The organism is Shimia abyssi (genome assembly GCF_003014475.1).
GTDB lineage: Bacteria > Pseudomonadota > Alphaproteobacteria > Rhodobacterales > Rhodobacteraceae > Shimia > Shimia abyssi.
This window is the reverse complement of sequence record NZ_PYGJ01000006.1, coordinates 145,677-161,483: the sequence shown is the minus strand read 5'-3', so window position 1 is coordinate 161,483 and position 15,807 is coordinate 145,677. Positions and strand designations below refer to the sequence as shown.

The following is a 15,807-nucleotide window of genomic DNA, read 5'->3' as shown; positions in this document are numbered from 1 at the left end:
TTGTCCCTCGCTGGTCTTATGTAGACATATGGTAGGCATGTTAGCGCCTGACCAGATGAGTTTCGCTGAAGCGGTACGCCGAGGGCCACAAGGCCGGGCGCTGTTTCAGACCGATTATGTCCTTGCGGTTGCAGGGACAGAGAGACGCCCGATCCGCACGTCGGAGGGCATGTAACAGGCGCAGATCCACGGGATTTCCGGGTTGGCTGCGTCGGAGAAGAAACGCGATGAAGCGCGCGAACAGATTGACAGACCGAGCAGAGGCCGTACGCGGCCCACTCGGTCGCGCGCATTGCTTCGCACAGACAAGACACCCCACGCAAAACCTCCTCAACGCCCCACCGGGGCGCGGACGATTGCGCAGGTGCATACGGATAACATGGCTAAGAAAATGCTCATTGATGCCACCCACGCGGAAGAGACCCGCGTTGTGGTGGTCGACGGAAACAAGGTTGAGGAATTCGACTTTGAATCTGAAAATAAACGCCAACTAGCAGGAAACATCTATCTCGCCAAAGTGACGCGCGTCGAGCCGTCTTTGCAGGCAGCTTTTGTTGATTATGGCGGAAACCGTCATGGTTTCCTGGCGTTTTCGGAAATTCACCCCGATTACTATCAGATCCCTGTCGCAGACCGTGAAGCGCTGTTGGAAGAAGAACGCGCCTATGCCGAGGCGATGAAGGCGCGTGACGAAGAAGACGAAAAACCCAAATCGCGCTTGCGATCCCGGTCTCGCTCTCGTTCGAAGAAGCCAAAAGACGGGGCAGCAACCGAGGTTGTGGCGGACACAAATGCAGAACAGACTGCTGATGTGATCGAGACACCTCAGGATGTTGACGTTGCTGAGGCGCAAAACATCTCGGGTATGGAAACCATTGATCTGGGAGATGTGGATTCGGAAGATGCCGAAGGCCTGTCGCCTATGGAATTGGTGACGGAAACACCGGTTGAGGAACCCACAGAAGCGGGAGAGGAAGCCGAAACAGACGCACAGCCAGTTGAAGAAGATGCTCCGCAAGAAGAACCAGAGAATGCCGCTGCCGATGCACCAGATGAAGCACCTGTAACCGAGACACCGAAGGAAGAAGTCGCGGCAGATGTGAGTGAGGCGTCAGGCGACGAATCGCAAGACGATGCTATTGCGGTTAAAGAGGCTGAAGACACGGTGCCAGCAAGTGACGGCGACGATACGCCTGAAGGTGGGAAAACCATCGCGGCCAACACCGACTCTGATGATCCGGTGGCGACAAAGGACCCGGAAACAGGCGAAGAGACCGTTACCGAAGGTGGCGAGGCCGTCTCGAAGGATGTTTCGAGCGAAGATGCATCTGCGGAAGACGGCGCGGCTGACGCTGAGCCGGTGGAAGAAGCCCAGACAGAAGACGCTCCGGTTGTCGAAGAAACCCCGGCAGTGGAAGCACCTGCTGAAGAAACCCCGGTAGCGGACGCCCCGGCAGTGGAGGAAACTGCTGAGGCAGCAAAAGCAGAGGACGCACCAGCGAAAGAAGCAGAGGCATCTGAAGCAGATAGCGCCGACGCGGATAACGATATCGAGGACGATGGCACCGAAGCCCCGGAAGCGGATGACGAACCGCGCGCCAAGGGCTCCAAAGCGTCGGCCAAGGACGAGAGCATCGAGTCGGTTGCCGATGAAGATGACAGCGAGGATATCCGTCCTCCGCGCAAACCCCGCCCGCGCCGCTACAAAATCCAGGAAGTGATCAAGGTGCGCCAGATCATGCTGGTGCAGGTGGTCAAGGAAGAACGCGGCAACAAGGGTGCTGCGCTGACGACATACCTGTCGCTGGCCGGTCGTTATTGCGTGCTGATGCCAAACACGGCACGCGGTGGTGGCATTTCGCGCAAGATCACCAATGCCGCCGACCGCAAAAAGCTTAAGGAAATTGCAGGCGAGATTGAAGTGCCGCAAGGCGCCGGCCTGATCGTGCGCACGGCAGGTGCCAAGCGCACCAAGACCGAGATCAAGCGCGATTATGACTATCTCAAACGCATGTGGGAGCAGATCCGCGAGCTGACGTTGAAATCCATCGCGCCCGCAAAGATCTATGAAGAAGGCGATCTGATAAAACGGTCGATCCGCGACCTATATAACCGTGAGATTGACGAAGTGCATGTGGAAGGCGAACGCGGCTATCGCATCGCCAAGGACTTCATGAAAATGATCATGCCGTCCCATGCCAAGAATGTGAAACACTATACCGAAGCGCTGCCGCTATTTGCGCGCTATCAGGTGGAAACCTATCTGTCGGGCATGTTCAACCCGACGGTCCAGCTCAAGTCGGGCGGGTATATCGTGATTGGTGTGACCGAAGCGCTCGTGGCCATTGATGTGAACTCTGGTCGGGCTACCAAGGAAGGCTCGATCGAAGATACTGCGCTCAAGACGAACCTGGAGGCCGCTGAAGAAGTGGCGCGCCAGCTGCGTTTGCGTGACCTTGCCGGTCTGATCGTGATCGACTTTATCGACATGGACGAGCGCAAGAACAACGCCGCCGTCGAAAAGCGCATGAAGGACAAGCTCAAGACTGATCGCGCCCGCATTCAGGTGGGACGGATCAGCGGCTTTGGCCTGATGGAAATGAGCCGCCAGCGTTTGCGCCCCGGCATGATTGAGGCCACGACGCAGCCGTGTCCGGCCTGTCATGGTACTGGCCTGATCCGGTCGGATGACAACCTTGCGCTGTCGATCCTGCGTCAGATCGAGGAAGAAGGCACACGTCGTCGCAGCCGTGAGGTTCTGGTGAAATGTCCGGTGGCGATCGCCAACTACATCATGAACCAGAAACGCGAACATGTGGCCCAGATCGAAGGGCGCTATGGCCTGTCGGTGCGGATCGAAGGCGAACCGCATCTGGTGTCGCCCGACTTTACGCTTGAAAAGTTCAAGACAGCGACCCGCGTCGTTGCCGAAGTGACGACGCCGGTTGTGTCAGTTGATACGTCGATCATGGATGAGATTGACGAGTTGGAAACTGTCGAAGCTGCGCCGGAACCCACGCCAGAGGCTGTCGAAGAAGAGGCAAAGCCCAAAAAGCGCCGTCGTCGTCGTCGTCGTCGGGGAAAATCGTCGGGCGATCAGGAAAATGGATCAGAGTTCGGTTCAGATAGCGGGTCTGAGACGGATGCGGAGACTGGCGATGCCAAGCTTGCAGACGCGCCTGCGGAAGCGTCTGAGGCATCTGAACAGAGTGGTGAAGAAAAGAGCGAGGACAAGCCCAAGCGATCACGCCGTTCGCGCAGCCGGTCTCGGTCCAAGAAACCTCGTGAGGGTGAAGTAGGCGAAGCGGAAACTTCGGCTGAAACGGCAGAAGCGCCTGTGGCTGAGCCTGCGGCGGAACCGGTTGAAGCAGTGGCCGCAGAGGCGGATGCCGAACCGGTTGCTGAGCCAATTGTTGAGCCAGTGGTCGAGGAGACCGTCGAAGCAGAGCCGATGGCTGAAACCGTTGCAGAATCTGTGACTGAGGATTTGGCTCCGGATGCTCCGGTGGAGGAGATTCAGGCAGAGGAAACTCTGGTCGAAGACGCGGCCCCGGAAGCGGAGCCTGTTTTGGAAACCGTGGCTGAGGCTGCACCAGAGCCTGAGGCACCGGCAGAACCACCCAAGCCGAAAAAGCGCGGCTGGTGGTCGATGGGTCGCTAAGAACGAGATCAGGCGCCGGGGCATGTCCCCGGCGTTTTCATTTTGAAGCGTGCAAAATTCTAGGCTTTCTCAACAGTAAAGATCAGCTGTCCGCTCTCTTCGCTCATCCCGATTAGCGTATGTCCGGCTTCATTACAGAAATGCGGAACGTCGACGATGGCAGCGGGATCATCGGCCACCAGACGGATGCGCGTGCCACTGGGCAGCGGCATCATGCGTTTGCGCAGGCGCAGGACGGGCAGGGGGCAGAGCAAGCCACGGGCGTCGATTTCGTGATCCATGTCAATGACATATTCGCGCGAAAATGGCTTGTCCACAGGGATGTGTACTCGCGTGACCGACAAGGTCGGTGACGAGGCCGAAGCAATGCGCTAAGGGAAAGGCATGTTCGGAATCGATATCATAGACGCAGGCCTGATCCCTGCCATGGTGGTTGCGCTGTTTGCTGGTGTGATCTCTTTTTTGTCGCCCTGTGTTCTACCAATTGTACCGCCCTATCTGGCTTATATGAGCGGTATGAGCATGTCGGAGCTGACCGATGAGCAGGCCGCCCGCCGCAAGGCTATTTTGGCGGCGTTGTTCTTTGTCATGGGGCTGTCGACCGTGTTCCTGTTTCTTGGGTTTACGGCATCCGCGTTTGGCGCTTTTTTTCTGCAAAACCAGACACTTTTCGCGCAAATCTCAGGTGTTGTGGTGATCGTGTTTGGCTTGCATTTCCTGGGCGTGTTCCGCATTCCATTTCTGGATCGCGAGGCCCGGATTGAGGCGGGCGATTCTGGTGGGTCGGTCTTTGGCGCTTACATCTTGGGTCTGGCCTTTGCCTTTGGCTGGACACCCTGCATTGGCCCCCAGTTGGGTGCGATCCTGTCGCTAGCTGCCGGAGAGGCGTCTGTGGCGCGTGGCACATTGCTGCTGGGTGTCTATGCTGCCGGGCTTGGAATACCGTTTCTGTTGGCTGCGATGTTCCTGACGCGCGCAATGGGTGTTATGAACAAGCTCAAGCGCCATATGGGTCTGATCGAGAAGATTATGGGTGGGTTGCTGCTGTTTGTTGGCGTGATGCTGGTGACGGGCGCGTTCTCAACCTTCAGCTTTTGGCTGCTTGAGACATTCCCGGCCTTGGCAACGCTCGGTTAGCGGCATAATCTTGCCCCAGATTAAGGGTAGTCTGCCAGCACAGAAAGGGCAGGCAAATGGGCAAGAACGGGCAAATTTCCGTAAAACGGCGCCGGGTGTTTTACATTCCCGGCTATGACCCCATTCATCCGCGCCGCTACCGCGAGCTGTACCGCAAGGAGGGCGCAGCGCAGGCTGAGATTTCCGGTTACGATATTGCTTTGGCTGCGAAAAAGCCGGGGTCTGGGCCGTATGGCTGGCATGTGAATGCCGCCATAGACGGGACAGAGACCGAAGTCGACGTAGAGGTTTTGTTCTGGTCGGATATTGTGCGCTCTAGCATGGAGCAGAGCATTTTTGCCACCTACATGCAGCTGGCGCGCACGGCGTGGATTTATATTGGTAGCGGGTCGATGGCGCGGTTGATGCGATTGCGCAAAGGGCCCGTCATTGCGGCACTTTATCCGTTGTTCTTTATGGTTGGTACATTAGCGTTGGCGCTGTTGCTGGCGTGGTGGATTGCCAAGGCGGTCGCGTTGTTTCTTCCGGCGTGGATGGGGCTGATCGGGCTGGCGGTGGTGCCTGCGATCCTCATGTGGATCCGCAAGAAGGACAACGTATTCTACGCCTATTACTTGTTACATGATTATGCGTATCAGGCGGCGTTCAAGGGAACATATCATCCTGAACTCGAGGCGCGGTTGGCGGAGTTTGGGGAGCGAGTGGCCGCTGCGTTGGAAGATGACGTGGACGAGGTGCTGCTTGTGGGTCATTCCTGCGGTGCGCATCTGGCGGTGTCGATCCTGTCGGATTTGATCCGCGATGGCCGAGTGCCTGAGGGGAGACCAGCGCTTTCGCTGTTGTCATTGGGGCAAGTGGTGCCGATGGTCACGTTCCTGCCCGAGGCGTATCGACTGCGCAGTGATCTGGCATTTTTATCAACACGACAAGAGGTTACGTGGGTTGATGTAACCGCGCCGGGTGATGGCTGTGCCTTTGCGTTGTGCGATCCGGTGTCGGTTTCCGTGAAGGAGCCGGAAGGGAAACGGTGGCCGCTGGTGATTTCGGCGGCTTTCACCAAAACTCTGAGTCCGGAGCGGTGGGCCGAGCTACGTTGGCGGTTTTTTCGGCTGCATTTTCAGTATCTGTGCGCGTTTGATCGCCCCGGTGATTACGACTATTTTCGAATTACCGCCGGGTCGCAAACATTGGGGGAACGGTTTTCAGGGCGCAGTGCGTCGAAGTCCAGAATTGAGAAAACAGTTAATAAATTCAGTGAATTATCACCATGACCTTGCCACCTAAACCGCCGTCGCGAGCGGATAAGGTTTCGCTTCGTCAATATGCCAAGCTGTTTCGCAAGGACATCCTGTCGGCGCAACCTGCTCGGCTTTATCGGGCATGGATGGCCGAGTTCCGCACGCCGTTTTTCCGGTCATACATGTTGAACCAGCCGGATCTGGTGAAGACGGTTCTAAAGGAACGGCCGGATGATTTCCCGAAATCGGATCGGATCGGCGAAGGGTTGCGTCCGCTTTTGGGGGAGTCTGTGTTCCTGACAAATGGGGAGACATGGAAGCGGCAACGGCGGATTATTGACCCGGCGTTTGAGGGCGGACGGCTGCGCGATACATTTCCGGCGATGTGGGCAGCCAGCGAAGCGGCGGTAGCGCGGCTAGAGAAGTACGATGGGGAAGTTGTTGAAATCGAAGGGGAAACCAGTCACGCGGCGGCGGATGTGATTTTCCGAACTTTGTTTTCAATCCCAATTGAGCATGAAATCGCGGCCCAGGTTTTTGACCAGTTTCGCACTTATCAACGTAGTCAGCCGATCCTCAATCTGGCGGCATTTCTGCCACTGCCCCGTTGGATGCCGCGGTTCTTTCGCAAAGATACCAAGGCCACTGCCAAGGCCATTCGAGATCTGATCACGCGGCTGACTGATGAACGGATGCGGGCCATTGAGGACGGGAGTGCGCCTGACGATCTGGCAACTAAGATTATGACCACGCATGATCCAAAGACGGGTGAAAAATTCACGTCTGAGGAGATGGTGGATCAGGTTGCGATCTTTTTTCTGGCGGGGCATGAGACCAGTGCTTCGGCGCTGGCATGGGCGCTGTATTTGGTGGCATTGTTCCCCGAATGGCAGGAGAAGATCGCGGCGGAAGCGATTGATTTAGATGAAGATTTCTCGAAAATTAGCCGGTTGAAAATCAGCCGGGATGTGTTTCGCGAAACGTTGAGATTATACCCGCCAGTGCCGATGATGGTGCGGGAATCGACCTGTCCGGAACGGTTTCGCGATCGCGATATCAAACCCGGTGCGCAGATGGTTTTGTCGCCATGGCACCTGCATCGACATGAGCGATTGTGGGATAATCCGGATGGGTTTGACCCAAATAGATGGCACACTGAGAACGGAAAAACCTGTATGCGAGAAGCGTTTATGCCGTTTTCTTCAGGTTCACGTGTGTGCACGGGCGCGGGGTTTGCGATGGTCGAGGGGCCGCTGATCCTGTCGATGATATTGCGACGGTTTCGGGTGGTGCCGGTGGGACCAGCGCCGGTGCCGGTTGCCTATTTGACGGTGCGGTCCAAGGATGGAATTCGGCTTCGGCTGGAGCGGCGATAAACGGGCAAAATGCAACGTCGGTATTGCGTCGGTATTACGTCGGTGTCGCGTCAGTTACATATTCGCGCGGAGCGGGCAGGAAAAATGCCCGGCACAGGATGCCGGGCATTTGTTTATTTCAGAGATTTCGCGGCAGCTAAATGTCCACTTTATCCAACCAAACCGCCGTCTTCGCGGGTGACGGCGATGATGGCTGAACGTGGAACCGAGGTACCACCTTCGGGCCAGCTGCTGTTGCCGTATTCGCCGGGGTGCTGGATGCCGACAAACATGGTGCGACGATCTGGCGACCATGTGAGGCCGGTGACTTCGCATTCGTTTGGACCGACCAGGAAGCGGCGGATTTCGCCCGTGGCTGGGTCGCCCGCAAGCATCTGATTGTTGCCGTGGCCTTCGAAGTCGCCTTCGTTACCATAGTTGCCATCGGTCTGGATCCACAACAGGCCGTTGCCGTCGAACTTGATGCCATCGGGCGAGTTGAACATGTTGTTGGCCGTGACGTTCTCAGATCCTGCCTTGTCATCGGAGTGCACAACCGGGTTGCCGGCCAGAACATAAAGATCCCAAGTGAAGCCAGATGCGGCGTGGTCGGCGTTTTCAGGCCACCAGCGCACGATCTGACCGTATTTGTTAGCCTCGCGTGGGTTTGGACCACCAACAGGTGTTTCATCACCTCCGGCATTGGTTTTGACGCCGCGGTTCTTGTTGTTTGTCAGCGCGCAATAGATTTCCGCTTTGTTCGGGTTGGCGGTGATCCATTCGGGGCGGTCCATGGTGGTTGCACCCACGGTAGAACCGGCCAGACGGGCGTAGACACAGATTTCCGCAGATGAAGCCATGCCTGTTGTTTCCGGGGTCAGGTCAAGCCATTCGCCAGTGCCGTTGTCGTTGAACTTGGCCACAGACAGGGTGCCTTTTTCCAACAGTTCGTTTGTGTCGGCGCCCGGTGCATAAACACCATCGGAGACAAAGCGATACATGAATTCGCCGCGCTCATCGTCGCCCATGTAAACCACGATGCGGCCGTCATTGTTGACCACAACTTCGGCATTTTCGTGCTTGAAACGTCCCAGAGCGGTCAGCTTGCGTGGGGTCGAGGTGGGATCAGTTGGGTCGATTTCAACGACATAACCGGCACGGTTGGGTTCATTGGGGTTTTTGGCGACGTCGAAACGGTCGTCGATCTTGGCCCAGCTATAGCCCCAGTCCTTGGAAGAGACGCCGTAACGCTTTAGCTCGGCCGACACTTCGTGCGCTTCGTCAGCGGCAGAGAAGTAACCGTTGAAGTTTTCCTCGCACGCCAGATAAGTGCCCCACGGGGTCTGGCCATTGCCGCAGTTGTTCCAGGTGCCTTTGGTCATGGTGCCGGTGGGATCTGCATCGGTTTTTATGAGGTCGTGACCTGCTGCCGGGCCGGTTAGGGCCATGTCGGTCTGGGGCGTGATGCGACGGTTATAGGGGCTGTTTTTGACAACGGCCCAAGCGCCGTTCACTTGGGCGACTTCCATGACCGATACACCATGGGCCATCATGCCCTTGGCGATCTCGTCCTGATCTTCGAGACGGTTTTCACCGGTGACGGACAGGATGGAGCGGTTGGTGTATTCGTTATTGGCAACCAGCAGCATTTTGTCCTCAAAGGCGAAGATGTCCATGCCGTCATTGTTGTCGCCAAAGGCGCGTTCCTGACTGGCGGCGGTGCCGCGTGTGGCGTGGTCAAATTCCGGCGCGTCCGAGAACAAGGGATCGCCCCAGCGTACAACGATATCGGCCTTGTAACCCGCAGGAAGCGAAATGCCGTCTGCGGTGGATGTTGGGATGGCGTCATAAGCAAAACGGCTGGTGGCAGCACGCGCGGATTGGGGCACAAGTGCGCCACCCAGGGTGGCGAAGCTGCCCATGGCGAGTACACCGCCAAGGAAGCCGCGGCGCGACAGCGCGGATTCGACGACACGGTCAAAGTCGGTTGTTTCGGGGCGGGGGTTGTGGGCCTCATCGTAGTCGTCAAACGAGAGGTTGTGGTCGTCTTTCATTGCGCGCTCCAGAGCTGGCTATTCTAGTATTTGATGTGTTCCAATTTTGGGAACCCGGCCTAGTTGCTCTGATTCTATGACAACCGTGTGACTGATGGTGACGCAAATCGTAAAAGCGCTTGCACGAATATGTGAGCGGCCCTAGGTTTGATATAACACGATAATCGAAAGGGCGTGAATGATGGCGCCCAAGCGTCCCGAAGGTGCGGGCGCATTCCTGAAACCGGTCGAAAGCCCCGCGCCAAAACCGCCCGATCCCAGTGCGCTTTATGCTGCGCTGGATCTGGGAACAAATAGCTGCCGCATGTTGATTGCCCAACCAAAGGGCAATCAGTTCCATGTGGTTGATAGTTTTTCCAAATCTGTCCAGTTGGGGTCAGGATTGGAGTCCACGGGGCGGTTGTCTCGGGGGTCAATGCGGCGCACCATTCAGGCGCTGCGAATTTGTCAGCAGAAACTCAAACGTCACAAGGTGCAGCGGATGCGGCTGGTGGCGACAGAGGCGTGCCGACGGGCGAAAAACTCGGCAGAATTTATCCGGCAGGTGCGGCGCGAAGCGGGCATTCAGCTTGAGATCATCGAGACCGAGGAAGAGGCGCGGTTGGCGGTGATTTCCTGTGCGCCGCTGGTCAGCACCAAGACGGAACAGCTGTTGGTGGTAGATATTGGCGGCGGGTCGACCGAGCTTGTGTGGATTGATCTGAGCAAGGTGCCCAAGCTGGACCGGCCCCGCGCGATTATGCGCCTGCATAGCGGGTTTCAGAAGACCGATAGCCCGTTTCCGGCGGCCAAGGTGGTGGACTGGATTTCGGTACCGCTGGGCGTGGCGACATTGCGGGATCAGTTCCGCGATGTGGAGGATGATTCCGCGCGGTTTGCGCTGATGAGCTGGTTCTTTGAGGAGAATTTGGCTGAGTTTGCGCCCTATAAAGATCTGCCGCCCAGCGAAGGGTTTCAGATTGTTGGCACCAGCGGCACGGTGACCACGGTGGCGGCGAGCCATCTGGGGTTGCGTCGCTATGACCGGACCAAGGTGGACGGATTGCGCATGACCAGCGCGCAGATTGATAAGGTGATCCGGGGCTATCTGGATCTGGGCCCCAAGGGGCGGCGGATGGATCCACGGATCGGGCAGGATCGTCAGGCGCTGATCATGTCGGGCTCTGCGATTTTGCAGGCATTGTTGCGGGTCTGGCCGACGGATCGGTTGTCAGTCGCGGATCGCGGGCTGCGCGAAGGGTTGCTCTATGCGCAAATGAGCCGCGATGGGGTGCTGGAAGACGGTCCGTTTTAAGGATATAGCCTGCGGAAACTGGAATTGGCGGCCCCGCATATGTGGTGCCGCGACGGGTGAGATGATGGCGAAGAAACCAAGCGGTAAGAATACTTCGGGACGTGGGCGGCGGGATCTGACGGTTAAGGTCAAGACTGCGCGCGGGCGCAAGCTGAGCTCGACGTTGTGGTTGCAGCGACAGTTGAACGACCCCTATGTGGCGCGCGCGCAGGCCGAGGGCTATCGCGGGCGGGCGGCGTTCAAGATCATGGAGCTGGACGACAAGTTCCGGTTTCTGGTGCCCGGTGCGCGGGTGGTCGACCTTGGCTGTGCGCCCGGTGGCTGGTGCCAGGTGGCTGTGCCGCGCGTGAACGCGCTGGGGGAGAAATCGGGCAAGAAGGTTGGCACCATTCTGGGTGTGGATTTGCAAGAGGTCGAGGCGATCGCGGGATGCGAGCTTTACCAATTGGATTTCATGGATGACGGGGCGGACGACAAGGTTAAGGAATGGCTAGGCGGCAAAGCGGATGTTGTGATGAGCGACATGGCGGCGTCAAGCTCGGGTCACAAGCAGACCGACCACCTGAAAATCATGTCACTTTGCGAGGCGGCGGCCTATTTCTCGTTTGATGTGCTGGACGAGGGGGGCACGTTTGTTGCCAAGGTTCTGGCTGGGGGTGCAGAAGGTGAATTGCAGAAACTGCTTAAGCAGAAATTCACCAAGGTTTCCAATGTAAAACCGCCTGCGTCACGCTCGGATAGTTCTGAGAAATTTGTTGTTGCGCAAGGGTTTAGGGGTAACTCTTAAACCTTGCGACGCAGACTGGCGGTGGCCAGCGCCTTTAAGTGCTCTGTGACCAGCGTATTGGGCTCACGCTCGGGCGCGTGCGCGGCGCGGTCATGGGCGACGTTTTCCTGACGGATCAGTTCAAAAAGGCGGGCGTGTCGCGTGGTCGGCACCAGCGCGCTGGACGGCACATGTTGCAAGGCAGGCTCCATTAGCAGCGTGTCCCCGAGGTGGGTTGCGAGCAATAGGGACACGTAGGTGACCCTGCGGTGCAGAGGTGGCAGCAGTTTTACCGAATTAAGGTGATTTTGGGGATTTGCAGGGTGACAAGTGTGGTGTCAGGTAGGGCGAAAGATTTGCATTTCCTTGCCGGCGCAAAAGTCCGGCCGGGGAGCAGTGATCGTACCACAAGAAAACCTGGTAAAGACGTAGCATATCAGTTTACGAGATTTTCCACCTTGTGAACCCTTGGTTTTGTTCATGCAGAAATGCCCCGGAACACCGCTTGATTAACGGGGACAACTTAGGTCGGATGTCCGGAATGAAGCGGAAGTTCAGTCTCTTAATGTTGAGAGATATGCGATGACCGCCGCTCTGTCGCTTTCGCTTTCGAATCCGAACATAATTTTCGTGGTCCCCGGAACATATTGATAGGGGCTTGCAATGTAATTATTCAACGTATCCTCATCCCAAACCGAATCTAATTCATGCAAGAAACTCGAATATGTGAAATTGGGATCTGATGCGATGGGCCGTCCCAATACTCCCCAGAGATTTGGACCATTCTTGCCGGGCTCCTTCGATGGCGAAGGCGCACCGTGGCAACTTTCGCAGCCTTTCACAATCTCTGCCCCTGTTGCCAAATCAGCGTTCTCAATCAATCCAGAGATGGATGGCAGAGTTATACGTCGCGGCGCGCCTGCTTCTATCAAGAGCTCTGCAACTTCCTTATGTCCACCTCGGAGCGCCTGATGCAGTGGAGTGGCAATATATTGTTCATAGTTGGCCGGGTCGGCACCTGCTTTGATAAGTAACTTGACCACTTCGATGTGGCCATATCCCGCCGCGTGGTGAAGGGCTGTACCGACTGTATAAGCGCCGTCATCCTGAAAGAAGAAGATTGTTGGATCTGCACCGCGTGCGAGGAGTTCTTGCACCAAGTCCACATGCCCAAATTTTGCGGCGACAAACAAGGGCGTTACACCGGGTGCGCTTGTCATACTGGTGCTGCGAATTTCAAGCGGCACGCCCTTGTTCAATTCCGCAACAACGCCTTCGATGTTTCCTCTTTTGGCGTGAAGGTGAATGATTTCAGCGGAAGCTTTCGCAAGCGGAATGAGCAACAAGAGACTGGCAAATGCAATCAATCGGAACATGAAAACCTCTTTGTGCATACAGAAAATTCTATACCTGCTGCCTGCTTCTCGCAAGTGTTGCTACAGGAGGGTCCGACAATGACGTTTGATTTGCATGAACTGCACACCTGACGCAAAAACACTGGCGACAGAGGGCTCGGTGCGGCCATTCTCTTCTTCTGCAAGGGGATCTGGGCCTAGCGAGCTCTCACCCTGTCGGGCTTTCCGCGCTTGGACGCCTTTGGCGAGGGTATTTTGGAACATTGAGAACACATGCGCGTGTGCCGCCGGGTTAGCGCAGTTCGTCAGCCGTGTCGTTGCCTGCGTTTTTCCAGCGGTTGTGGGTCCACATCCATTGTTCCGGGTGATTGCGGACCTCGGCGGCGAGGTGATCGTTAAGCGCTTGGGTCATTTCGGCGGCTGTGGTGTGCGGGATCGGAGCGCCAGCGGTGATGGTGAAGCTGTTATCGGGGTTGCGGATACCATAGCCGGGGATGACCAGTGCGTCGTATTTCAGAGCCATTTCAGCTGCGGACAGAGCGGTGCGCGCGGGTTTGTCCATGAAAGACAGGATAGGCGCGCTGTTGATGCGTTGATCCAGCACAATTGCCACCATCCCACCCGAACGCAGGTGTTTGACCATTTCAGAGAGGCCACGGCGGCTTTGTTCGAACATGGGAAAACCGTTGGCCGACATCGCATCCACGTAATGGGCATTAAAGGCGGGATTGCGCATGGGTTTGTAGAGCGCACCAAGGGTGAAACCCATATCCTGCATTGAGTAGCGCGCGGCCACGTATGAGCCGATATGACCGGTTATGATCATCACGCCGCGCCCAGTGGCCTGTGCCTCTTGCAGCGCGGGCACACCGGGGCCGGTGAGCTGGTTGGTTTTGCAGTGTTCTTTGAGGTCGGCGTGGGAATAGATCTCCATCACCGAGCGGCCCATGTGATAGGGCACCTCGCGAGTGAGGCGTTTGACCTCATCGGCGGGCAGCTCTGGCATGGCGAGGGCGAGGTTGTTGCGGATGCGGCGGCGAGAGCCGGTTAGTGGGGCGAGTATGTTGCTGGTCAATTTGCCGGTCAGGTGCAGGCGTGTTTCCAGCGGCAGGGCCAGCATCATGCGCAGAAAACCGCGAAAGAAGAGGTCTGTCAGGCGATGTCCCAGTTTGGGTTTGGGTGCGGTCATGACGAGGGCCCGTGTAGAAAAAGGGTGTTTTTCACATTGGAAAGACGCCGTTTAGGTAATGACGCCTTGGGTGTGATGCAAGCGCTTTGAGGTTGCAACGCGCGGGGGGGGGCTTTTAACTGGGAAGGCGCGTAAGTGAACAAAGAGACCGGGCGATACATGGTTGATGACGCAGAATGGCAGCTTGTCCTGATCCTTTGGGGGACAAAATACGGTGTTGGCGAGGTGAACCACCTGATCGAGACCGTACGGGCCAGTGCAAGCCGGCCGTTTCGCACCGTTTTGATCACAGATCGTGAACGGCAGGGGTTGGAAACGGGTGTGGTACAGCGCCGGTTTCCGGATTTTTTCCTGCGCGAAGAGATGCGCGGCGGCGGGTGTCAGGCCAAGCTGGTGATGTATGAGGCCGGGGTTGTGCCGGATGATCTGCCAGCGATTTTCATGGATATCGACACGGTTGTGTTTGGCGACATGGCACGGTTTCTGGATTTGCCGAAGAGCGACAAGGCGGTGGTGCTGTTTCAGAGCGCCGTTTTACCGATTGGGCCGCTTGGGCGGCTGGCGTGGCGGATGACTGACAAGCGCAAATATGCGCGTGGCAATTCGTCGATCGTGGTGTTTCACCCGCGTGAATGCGGTCATATCGCTCAGACATTCCGTAAGTTGCAGGCAGAGCATGGTGATTTTGGCGTGCGCCCGATGATTGCCGATGAGCGGTTCATGAGCTGGTGCGCGCAAGAGCATTTGCAGGCCATTCCACGCCGTATGGCGGTAAAGTTCCCTACCGAGTTCATGTTGCACTGGCCGTGGTTGATCCGGCTGCGTGCGGCGATGCCTTGGGTGCGGGCGCGGTGGGCCGGGTTGATTGCGGTGACCTTGCCGGGGGTTGAGGTCAAGAGACAGGTTCTGTTGGAGATGGAAGAGGGCGGTGAAGTGGTTGACCGCAAGGGTCGCAAGCTGATCTGGTCAGAAAAGGCCATTGGCCCGATGAAGGCGCGCTTGATCGCCTATTACACCGCGCTGGTGGCGCGAGAAGGAGACTGAGAGATGATCCTGGGGCATATCGGGGCACGCAAGGGCTCCAAAGGGGTTATTCGCAAGAATTTCAGAGACTTGTGCGGTAAACCGTTGATTGACTGGTCGCTGGATCAACTGTTGGAACATCCGATGGTCGACGGGGTCGTCGTGTCGACGGATGACGAAGAGATTTATGACCATGCGGTGGCGAAGGGTGCACTGGACATTGGCTTGCGCCCGGCGCATTTGGCCACGGATGAGGCGCCTAAATGGGGCGTTTGGCAACATGCGTTGGATGCGGGCGAGGCCGCGTTGGGCCAACCGGTGAGCGCATTTCTGGATCTGGATTGCACGTCGCCGTTGCGCGCGCCTGAGGATATCACCGGGGCGTTGCGCCTGTTTGCAGACGAGCGCCCGGACATGGTGATGAGCGTGTGCGAGGCGCGCAAGAACCCCTATTTCAACCTGGTGGAGCCGGATGAAACCGGAGCGTTGCATGTCAGCAAACCGCTGCCCGGCGGGGTTTGGGCCCGGCAGGCCGCGCCGACGGTGTATGAGCACGCGGCGAGCACCTATGTGGTTGATCCAAATTATCTGCGCCGCGCAGAAACGATCTACGAAGGCCGGGTGATCCCGTTCGAGATGCTGCCAGAGCGCTGCATCGACATCGATTCCCCGTTGGATTTCAAGATGGTGGAGTTCCTGATGAACGACCACCTGAACAACAATCAAGGGCAGTGA

At 57.2% G+C, this 15,807-nt stretch carries 13 protein-coding genes; 8 read left to right on the top strand and 5 right to left on the bottom strand.

Annotation, left to right across the window (positions count from 1 at the left end):
- Positions 1-379 precede the first annotated feature (379 nt).
- Positions 380-3,661 (top strand): Rne/Rng family ribonuclease, encoded by a 3,282-nt coding sequence (locus CLV88_RS12005; RefSeq protein ID WP_165798878.1) that lies wholly within the window; start codon positions 380-382, stop codon positions 3,659-3,661.
- Positions 3,662-3,720: 59 nt separating this feature from the next.
- Here CLV88_RS12005 and CLV88_RS12000 read toward each other — a convergent pair whose 3' ends face one another.
- Positions 3,721-3,978: a sulfurtransferase TusA family protein gene (locus CLV88_RS12000; RefSeq protein WP_423827735.1), complete on the bottom strand. Its 258-nt coding sequence runs from the start codon at positions 3,976-3,978 to the stop codon at positions 3,721-3,723.
- 67 nt (positions 3,979-4,045) lie between these two features.
- On the opposite strand from CLV88_RS12000, the gene CLV88_RS11995 reads away from it, so the two are divergent.
- From CLV88_RS11995 to CLV88_RS11985, 3 genes are read left to right on the top strand one after another with little or no spacing between them, the layout of a single operon-like run.
- Positions 4,046-4,798: a cytochrome c biogenesis CcdA family protein gene (locus CLV88_RS11995; protein WP_106608637.1), complete on the top strand. Its 753-nt coding sequence runs from the start codon at positions 4,046-4,048 to the stop codon at positions 4,796-4,798.
- A 56-nt stretch (positions 4,799-4,854) separates the two neighbouring features.
- Positions 4,855-6,069, top strand: coding sequence for an RBBP9/YdeN family alpha/beta hydrolase (locus CLV88_RS11990; RefSeq protein ID WP_106608636.1), 1,215 nt, complete (start codon positions 4,855-4,857; stop codon positions 6,067-6,069).
- Entirely contained in the window at positions 6,066-7,412 is a 1,347-nt protein-coding gene (locus CLV88_RS11985) for a cytochrome P450 (RefSeq protein WP_106608635.1), read from the top strand. Before CLV88_RS11990 ends, CLV88_RS11985 begins: the two co-directional genes overlap by 4 nt.
- A gap of 149 nt (positions 7,413-7,561) precedes the next feature.
- Here CLV88_RS11985 and CLV88_RS11980 read toward each other — a convergent pair whose 3' ends face one another.
- Positions 7,562-9,445, bottom strand: coding sequence for a PhoX family protein (locus CLV88_RS11980; protein WP_106608634.1), 1,884 nt, complete (start codon positions 9,443-9,445; stop codon positions 7,562-7,564).
- A 181-nt stretch (positions 9,446-9,626) separates the two neighbouring features.
- On the opposite strand from CLV88_RS11980, the gene CLV88_RS11975 reads away from it, so the two are divergent.
- Together CLV88_RS11975 and CLV88_RS11970 are read left to right on the top strand one after the other, a co-directional pair.
- Positions 9,627-10,739, top strand: a complete 1,113-nt coding sequence (locus tag CLV88_RS11975) for a Ppx/GppA phosphatase family protein (protein ID WP_106608679.1) — start codon at positions 9,627-9,629, stop codon at positions 10,737-10,739.
- 64 nt (positions 10,740-10,803) lie between these two features.
- Positions 10,804-11,526: an RlmE family RNA methyltransferase gene (locus CLV88_RS11970; RefSeq protein WP_106608633.1), complete on the top strand. Its 723-nt coding sequence runs from the start codon at positions 10,804-10,806 to the stop codon at positions 11,524-11,526.
- Here CLV88_RS11970 and CLV88_RS11965 read toward each other — a convergent pair.
- From CLV88_RS11965 to CLV88_RS11955, 3 genes are all read right to left on the bottom strand, one after another.
- Positions 11,523-11,759 carry a hypothetical protein gene (locus tag CLV88_RS11965; RefSeq protein ID WP_133169956.1) on the bottom strand — a complete coding sequence of 79 codons (237 nt, stop codon included), beginning with the start codon at positions 11,757-11,759 and terminating at the stop codon, positions 11,523-11,525. The two genes, CLV88_RS11970 and CLV88_RS11965, sit on opposite strands and share 4 nt — an antisense overlap.
- A gap of 300 nt (positions 11,760-12,059) precedes the next feature.
- Positions 12,060-12,881: an ankyrin repeat domain-containing protein gene (locus CLV88_RS11960; RefSeq protein WP_165798877.1), complete on the bottom strand. Its 822-nt coding sequence runs from the start codon at positions 12,879-12,881 to the stop codon at positions 12,060-12,062.
- Between the two features lie 271 nt (positions 12,882-13,152).
- Positions 13,153-14,049: a lysophospholipid acyltransferase family protein gene (locus CLV88_RS11955; protein WP_106608630.1), complete on the bottom strand. Its 897-nt coding sequence runs from the start codon at positions 14,047-14,049 to the stop codon at positions 13,153-13,155.
- A gap of 135 nt (positions 14,050-14,184) precedes the next feature.
- Here CLV88_RS11955 and CLV88_RS11950 point away from each other — a divergent pair, with 135 nt between their 5' ends.
- Complete coding sequence (locus CLV88_RS11950; RefSeq protein ID WP_133169954.1) at positions 14,185-15,093, top strand: hypothetical protein; 909 nt, start codon at positions 14,185-14,187, stop codon at positions 15,091-15,093.
- Positions 15,094-15,096: 3 nt separating this feature from the next.
- Positions 15,097-15,807 carry an acylneuraminate cytidylyltransferase family protein gene (locus tag CLV88_RS11945; protein WP_106608628.1) on the top strand — a complete coding sequence of 237 codons (711 nt, stop codon included), beginning with the start codon at positions 15,097-15,099 and terminating at the stop codon, positions 15,805-15,807.

Excerpts from the sequence above, each read along its gene's own strand:
- CLV88_RS11945 (WP_106608628.1), top strand. The coding sequence starts at position 15,097 with ATGATCCTGGGGCATATCGGGGCACGCAAGGGCTCCAAAGGGGTTATT.
- CLV88_RS12005 (WP_165798878.1), top strand. The coding sequence starts at position 380 with ATGGCTAAGAAAATGCTCATTGATGCCACCCACGCGGAAGAGACCCGC.
- CLV88_RS11990 (WP_106608636.1), top strand. The coding sequence starts at position 4,855 with ATGGGCAAGAACGGGCAAATTTCCGTAAAACGGCGCCGGGTGTTTTAC.
- CLV88_RS11980 (WP_106608634.1), bottom strand. The coding sequence starts at position 9,445 with ATGAAAGACGACCACAACCTCTCGTTTGACGACTACGATGAGGCCCAC.
- CLV88_RS11955 (WP_106608630.1), bottom strand. The coding sequence starts at position 14,049 with ATGACCGCACCCAAACCCAAACTGGGACATCGCCTGACAGACCTCTTC.
- CLV88_RS11970 (WP_106608633.1), top strand. The coding sequence starts at position 10,804 with ATGGCGAAGAAACCAAGCGGTAAGAATACTTCGGGACGTGGGCGGCGG.
- CLV88_RS11960 (WP_165798877.1), bottom strand. The coding sequence starts at position 12,881 with ATGTTCCGATTGATTGCATTTGCCAGTCTCTTGTTGCTCATTCCGCTT.
- CLV88_RS11975 (WP_106608679.1), top strand. The coding sequence starts at position 9,627 with ATGGCGCCCAAGCGTCCCGAAGGTGCGGGCGCATTCCTGAAACCGGTC.
- CLV88_RS11995 (WP_106608637.1), top strand. The coding sequence starts at position 4,046 with ATGTTCGGAATCGATATCATAGACGCAGGCCTGATCCCTGCCATGGTG.
- CLV88_RS11985 (WP_106608635.1), top strand. The coding sequence starts at position 6,066 with ATGACCTTGCCACCTAAACCGCCGTCGCGAGCGGATAAGGTTTCGCTT.